Source organism: Mycobacterium sp. KBS0706 (assembly GCF_005938675.2).
Lineage (GTDB): Bacteria > Pseudomonadota > Alphaproteobacteria > DSM-16000 > Inquilinaceae > Inquilinus.
In genome coordinates this window covers 64,655-71,669 of record NZ_VCCH02000041.1, presented here as the reverse complement: position 1 = coordinate 71,669, position 7,015 = coordinate 64,655, and the positions used below count along the sequence as shown (strand labels likewise).

General features: G+C 68.1%; 5 protein-coding genes. 2 read left to right on the top strand and 3 right to left on the bottom strand.

Annotated features, from left to right (window positions below):
• Nucleotides 1–877: 877 nt before the first annotated feature.
• Both FFK22_RS22080 and FFK22_RS22075 read left to right on the top strand, forming a co-directional pair.
• On the top strand, nucleotides 878–3,319 hold the full coding sequence (locus FFK22_RS22080) for a M10 family metallopeptidase C-terminal domain-containing protein (protein WP_186002582.1): 2,442 nt from the start codon (nucleotides 878–880) through the stop codon (nucleotides 3,317–3,319).
• Nucleotides 3,320–3,560: 241 nt separating this feature from the next.
• Complete coding sequence (locus tag FFK22_RS22075; RefSeq protein WP_138888841.1) at nucleotides 3,561–3,986, top strand: M10 family metallopeptidase C-terminal domain-containing protein; 426 nt, start codon at nucleotides 3,561–3,563, stop codon at nucleotides 3,984–3,986.
• 45 nt (nucleotides 3,987–4,031) lie between these two features.
• Here FFK22_RS22075 and FFK22_RS22070 read toward each other — a convergent pair whose 3' ends face one another.
• The 3 genes from FFK22_RS22070 to FFK22_RS22060 are packed head-to-tail and all read right to left on the bottom strand — an operon-like array spanning nucleotide 4,032 to nucleotide 6,934.
• A complete protein-coding gene (locus FFK22_RS22070; RefSeq protein ID WP_138888840.1) occupies nucleotides 4,032–5,033 on the bottom strand; it encodes an ABC transporter substrate-binding protein in 1,002 nt (333 codons plus the stop codon).
• 30 nt (nucleotides 5,034–5,063) lie between these two features.
• A complete protein-coding gene (locus FFK22_RS22065) occupies nucleotides 5,064–6,017 on the bottom strand; it encodes an ABC transporter permease (RefSeq protein ID WP_138888839.1) in 954 nt (317 codons plus the stop codon).
• Nucleotides 6,014–6,934 (bottom strand): ABC transporter permease, encoded by a 921-nt coding sequence (locus tag FFK22_RS22060; protein ID WP_138888838.1) that lies wholly within the window; start codon nucleotides 6,932–6,934, stop codon nucleotides 6,014–6,016. The genes FFK22_RS22065 and FFK22_RS22060 overlap by 4 nt, the downstream gene beginning before the upstream one ends.
• Nucleotides 6,935–7,015: the final 81 nt, after the last annotated feature.

The window sequence follows — 7,015 nt, the reverse complement described above, 5'->3', positions numbered from 1 at the left end:
TTCACCCGCCATGCCGGCGAGCTGCGCTTCACCGTCGGCGGCGGCGTCACCACGGTTGGCGGCGACCTCAACGGCGACGGCGTCTCCGATTTCCATATCGTGCTGAACGGCACCATCTCGCTGCAGGCGTCCGACTTCGCCCTGTAGCCAAGGCCTGCCCGGTGCCGGGCAACCGGCACCGGGATCGGCGTCCTGGTGATAGGATACGTGCCCGGCGAGGGACCAAGCCGCGATAGGGATCCGACGATGTCGGCTAAAATGTCAGATTAGGACGACAATCTGGCCCTGGCGACACATTCGCGCCACCATCTGCCGATATCCAGGTTGATAAGCGCAATGACGACGTAACCCCAGCCCCGCGTCGAGGTGCGTCGTCACGGGCAGCCCGCCGGCGGCATGTCCGGCCCGTTCGGCCATCGGATCAAGCATCAGATGGGCCCGTGCCGACGGGATCGGCGGCCCATCACTGGTGGGTTGCCGGGATCAGAACGGCAACGGTACAGTCAGATTTGCATCAAATGCTGTATACTGGTGGGGAGCAGCTTGGATGTCGTTCACGGAACCGGAGCGGGACGTGTCGCAGCGCGGGATCTGCCGGCCATGCCCGGCGCGCTGACGGCATCCCGGTCGCCGGCGACGAGCCGAAGCCAGGCTCGCGCCAGGCCCTTCCACCTCCTCCTGTGACCAGTCTCCGCAGCGGCCGGTAAGCCCGGCCGCCCACCCAGGACAATCGAACTCGCCTCACTCCCGCCAGTGGGAGGGAGCGACGGGGCGGCCTCGCGACGAAGGGCGCCCGACGGCACCGTCATGCCCGGCGTCCGTCGCCGGGGCCATGGGCGGGCCTTCGATCGAACCATGCAAAAAGGGGAAAGAAGCAATGGCTGTTATCAATGGCACCAGTGGCGAAGACGAGATCACCGGCACCGGCAGCGACGATACGATCGACGGTCTCGGCAGCAGTGACACCCTGATCGGCGGCGGCGGCAACGACCGGCTCATCGGCGGCACCGGCGGCGACTCCCTGACCGGCGGCGCCGGCAACGACGTCTTCGTCTACAACGCCCGCGAATTCGGCAACGACACCATCACCGACCTCCTGAGCGGCGACAAGATCGACCTGCAGGGCATCGGGGTCGGCGACCTCGCCAGCCTCCAGCCCTTCATGGAGCAGGTCGGGGACGACGTCGTCATCACCCTCGGCTACGGCTTCACCAACGAAAGCATCCGGATCAAGAACATCACCGTCGATGCGCTGAATGCCGGCAATTACTTCATCTTCAACACCTCGCCGACGGTGCGCGATCTCACCGGCACCAGCGGGGCCGACCATCTGTTCGGCGCCGGCGCCAACGACAAGCTGAACGGCGGCTCCGACTTCGACACCCTGGTCGGCGGTGCCGGCAGCGACACCCTCATCGGCGGCACCGGCGGCGACCAGCTCTACGGCGGCACCGGCAACGACGCCTTCGTCTACAACGCCCGCGAATTCGGCAACGACACCATCTTCGACCTCCAGCCCGGCGACAAGATCGACCTGCAGGGCATCGGAGTCGGCGACCTCGCCAGCCTCCAGCCCTTCATGCAGCAGGTCGGGGACGACGTCGTCATCACCCTCGGCTACGGCTTCACCGACGAGAGCATCCGGATCAAGAACATCACCATCGATGCTCTGACCGCCGGCAACTATTTCACCTTCAACACCTCGCCGACCGCGCGCGATCTCACCGGCACCAGCGGGGCCGACCACCTGTTCGGCGCCGGCGCCAACGACAAGCTGAACGGCGGCTCCGACTTCGACACCCTGGTCGGCGGTGCCGGCAGCGACACCCTCATCGGCGGCACCGGCGGCGACCAGCTCTACGGCGGCACCGGCAACGACGCCTTCGTCTACAACGCCCGCGAATTCGGCAACGACACCATCTTCGACCTCAAGCCCGGCGACAAGATCGACCTGCAGGCCATCGGGGTCGGCGACCTGGCCAGCATCCTGCCCTTCATGGAACAGGTCGGCACGGACGTCGTCATCACCCTCGGCTACGGCTTCACCGACGAGAGCATCCGGATCAAGGACATCACCGTCGATGCGCTGCGCACCGGCAATTACTTCACCTTCAACACCTCGCCGACGGTGCGCGACCTCACCGGCACCAGCGGGGCCGACCACCTGTTCGGCGCCGGCGCCAACGACAAGCTGAACGGCGGTTCCGACTTCGACACCCTGGTCGGCGGCGGCGGCAACGATACGCTCCGCGGCGGCACCGGCGGCGACCGGCTCATCGGCGGCACCGGCAGCGACACCGTCACCTATTCCGGCACCACCGGGCCGGTGACCGTGAACCTGGCCAGCGGCGTCGGCAGCGGCGGCGAGGCGCAGGGCGACACCTACAACGGCATCGAGAACGCCATCGGCAGCTCGGGCGGCGACAGCCTGGTCGGCAGCGTCTTCGCCAACACGCTGCAGGGGCTGGAGGGCAACGACGTGCTCCGCGGCGGCGGCGGGGCCGATGTCCTCGACGGCGGCGCCGGCATCGACACCGCCAGCTACTACTATGCCACCACCGGCGTCTCGATCGATCTGGGTGCCCACACCGCCAGCGGCGGCGAAGCCCAGGGCGACGTGCTGACCGGCATCGAGAACCTCACCGGCGGCCAGGCCAACGACATCCTCGCCGGCGACGCCGGGGCCAACACGCTGGCGGGCTGGGGCGGCGACGACGTGCTTCGCGGCGGCGCCGGGGCCGACCGCCTGGACGGCGGCGCCGGTACCGACACCGCCAGCTACTACAGCGCCACCACCGGGGTCGTGGTCAGCCTGGCCAGCGGCCTCGGCAGCGGCGGCGAGGCTCAGGGCGACGTCCTGGTCGCGATCGAGAACCTCTCCGGCGGCCAGGGCTGGGACCAGCTCTACGGCAACGCCGGAGCCAATGTGCTGCAGGGCTGGAACGGCAACGACCTGCTCGTCGGCCGGGGCGGCAAGGACACCCTCACCGGCGGCGCCGGGGCGGACCGCTTCCAGTTCACCGCCATCGGCGACAGCGTGGTCGGGGCCAATGCCGACCGGATCACCGATTTCAGCCATGCCCAGGGCGACAAGATCGACCTGTCGGGGATCGACGCCAACAGCGCGGTCGCCGGCGACCAGGGCTTCAGCTTCATCGGCTCCGGCGCCTTCACCCACCATGCCGGCGAGCTGCGCGCCGCGGTCACCAGCCCCGGCGTCACCACCATCGCCGGCGACGTCAACGGCGACGGCGTCTCGGACTTCCACATCCAGCTGACCGGCGCCTTTGCGCTGCAGGCGTCCGACTTCGTACTGTAGCGGTCAGGAAACCGGTGCCGGCCCCGCCGGCACCGGTCTTCTCCGTATAGCAAACAGGAGAGGAAGCATGTCCAGACGCATCGACGGATGCCGGCGACAACATCATCCACGGATCGGATGAGGCCGAGCAGATCTATGGCTACGCAGGGTTGGACCAGTTGTTCGGCTGGGGGGCGACGACATCCTCAATGGCGACGCCGCAGGCGACGTCTTCATCTCGATCGAGAACGTCCATGGCAGCATGGCCGGCGACACCCTCACCGGCAGTGGCGGCGCCAACAGGCTGAACGGTTACGAAGGCGACGACGTGCTGAGCGGCGCCATCGGTGTTGACACGCTGATCGGCGGCGCCGGAGCCGATCGCTTCATCTTCGCCCACATCGACGACAGCTTTAGCGGCGCCCCCGACCGGATCGCCGATTTCAGTCACGCCCAGCGCGACAAGATCGACCTGTCGGGGATCGACGCCAATACCGGCGCGGCGGGCGACCAGGCCTTCACCTTCATCGGCACGACCCTCTATTCGGGCGTGGCCGGACAGCTGCGCTACCACTCCGACGGAATTGTCACCAACATCGGCGGCGACATCAACGGCGACGGCAAGTCCGACTTCCAGATCCAGCTCACCGGCTCCATCGGCCTCGTCGCCGCCGACTTCGTGCTGTAGCGGCGGGTCGCGGTGGGGCCGGTTTTCACCAGCCCCACCCTTTCGCTACTTGCCCATGCCCTTGTCCCAGGCGGCGTGGGTCCAGGCGGCGTCGCCCGGGTCCTTGGTGATCACCGGGTCGCTCTTGCTCGATAGCAGCACCTGCACCGTGCGCTTGTACGCCTCGGGGTCGAGCCAGCCGATCTTGTCGTCCGACACGGTGATCAGCTTGGCGATGTTCTCGGCCTGCCGGGTCTGCACCGCATCGGTGGTGGCGCCCGACGCGTCGGCCTCGGCCACGATCTTGCCGGCCTCGTCCGGATGCGCCTTGGCATAGGCCCAGCCCTTGACCGATGCCTTGATGAAGCGGCCCAGCTTGTCGACATAGGCCGGGTCCTTGAGCTTGGAGTCCAGGGCGTAGAGCCCGTCCTCCAAGGTCGCCACGCCCTGGTCCTCGTAATAGAAGGTGATCAGGTCCTTCTCCGGCACGCCGGCGTCGATCACCTGCCAGTATTCGTTGTAGATCATGGTCGAGATGCAGGCCGCCTGGTTCTGCAGCAGCGGGTCGACGTTGAAGCCCTGGCGCAGCACCTTGACGTCCGGGTTGGAGCCCGAGGTGGACAGGCCCAGCTTGCCCATCCAGGACAGGAACGGGTACTCATTGCCGGCGAACCAGACGCCGAGGGTCTTGCCCTTGAAGTCGGCCGGCGACTTGATCCCGCTTTCCTTCTTGCAGGTCAGCATCATGCCGGAGCGGTTGAAGATCTGCGCCACATTGACCAGCGGCACGCCCTTCTCGCGCGCCGCCAGCGCCGCCGGCATCCATTCGACGATGACGTCGGCACCGCCGGCCGCGATCACCTGCGGCGGCGCGATGTCCGGCCCGCCGGGCTTGATCGTGACCTCCAGCCCCTCATCGGCGTAGTAGCCCTTCTCGGCGGCGACGTAATAGCCGCCGAACTGCGCCTGGGTGACCCATTTCAGCTGGATGGTGAAGGGATCCGCCGCCTGCGCCGGGCCGAAGCCCAAAGCTGCGATCGCGGCCAGTCCCAGAACGATTTTTTTCATGTGAAGCCTCTCCCGTTCGTTGGATCTTGTTCAGCGTTCCGCTTCCCGCATCGAAGGGTGCCAGAAGGTGGTCGCCCGCTCCACCAGCGCGAGCAACCCGTAGGAGGCGGAGCCGGCGATCGCCGCGACCAGGATGGTGGCCCAAACCATGTCGACATTGAGCCGCGCCACCTCGGTCGAGATGCGGAAGCCCATGCCATAGATCGGGGTGCCGAAGAACTCGGCGACGATGGCGCCGATCAGGGCCAGGGTGGCGTTCAGCTTCAGCGCGTTGAAGATGAAGGGCAGCGCGCCCGGCAGCCGCAGCTTCCGCAGCGTCTGCCAATAGCTGGCGGCGTAGGACCGCATCAGGTCGCGCTCCATCGCCCCGGCAGCCTCGAGCCCCGCCAGCGCGTTCACCAGCATCGGGAAGAAGGTCATGACCACGACCACGGCGGCCTTGGAGTGCCAGTCGAAGCCGAACCACATGATCATGACCGGGGCGATGCCGACGATCGGCATGGCCGAGACGGCGGAGCCGAGCGGCAGCAGGCCGCGCTGCAGGAAGGGCGACCGGTCGATCGCCACCGCGGTCAGGAAGCCGGCGCCGGAACCGATCAGGAAGCCCGGTATAGCCGAGCGGATGAAGGTCTGGACGAAATCGACCCACAGCGTGTCGGTGCTGGCGGCGAAGCGCGCCCCGATCTGCGATGGCGCCGGCAGCAGGATCTGCGGCACCTGGAAGCCGGTGACCAGCACCTGCCACAGCCACAGCAGCACGGCGCCGAACAGAATCGGCACGGCGATGCCGGCGGCCCGGCCGGGAACCGGCGACAGGCCGTGCAGCGCCGCCCAGGACGCGATCACCACCGCGACGATCGGCAGAGCGATCCAGGCGGTGCCCAACGCGAACACGCCACCGTCGCCGACCCACTGGAGCACGAAGCCCGCGAGGATCACCGCCAGGAGCAGCCAGCCGAGGCTGCGGAGCACCCGCGCGCTCATCCCTTGCCTCCGCGGCTGGCGATCACGGCGCGCTCGGCGAGGGTGACGGCGAAGACGCAGAGCAGGGCCAGGACCGCCGCCATCACCAGGGCCGACCACAGCTGGATCATCTGGCCGAAATAGGAGCCGGTCAGCAGCCGGGCGCCGATGCCGGCCTGGGCGCCGGTCGGCAGCTCGCCGACGATGGCGCCGACCAGGGCCAGCGAGATGCCGATCTTCAGGCTGGGGAACAGGAACGGCACCGCCGCCGGCCAGCGCAGCTTCCAGAACACCTGGGCGCCCCTGGCCGAGTAGGTGCGCATCAGGTCGAGCTGCAGCGGGTCGGGCGAGCGCAGGCCCTTGACCATGCCGATGGTGACCGGGAAGAAGCTGAGATAGGCCGAGATGATCGATTTCGGCACCACGCCGGTGAGGCCGATATTGCCGAGCACGACCACGATCATCGGCGCGATCGCCAGGATCGGCACGGTCTGGCTGGCGATCACCCAGGGCATCAGCGACCGGTCGAGCGTCGGCACATGGACGATGCCGACGGCGAGCAGGATGCCGAGCAGCGTGCCGAGCACGAAGCCGAGCAGGGTCGAGCTCATCGTCACCCAGGCGTGGTAGACGAGGCTGCGGTTGCTGGTCACCGGCCGGCCGACGGTGTTGGCCCAGAGATCGGTCGCGACCTGGTCCGGCGTCGGCAGCAGCGGCCGGTCCAGCTTCCAGACCGCGTCGAAGAACTGCGAATTGGTCCAGTCCGGCCCGGCGCGGTTCAGCCGCTCGATTGCCTGCGGCGCGTTCAGCCAGAACGAGCCGAGATACCAGAGGATCAGGAAGGCGCCGAGCACGGTCGCCAGCGGCAGCGCCCGCCCGCCCTTGAGCCGCGCCCAGGTGCCTGGGCGGGCCGGGAGGGATGCGGCGAGGGCGGTCATGCGATCGCTCCAAAGACAGAGCATGCGCTACCTAAGTCCCCCCTCCCCTCGCGGGAGGGGGCTAGGGGGAGGGGGTTGTCG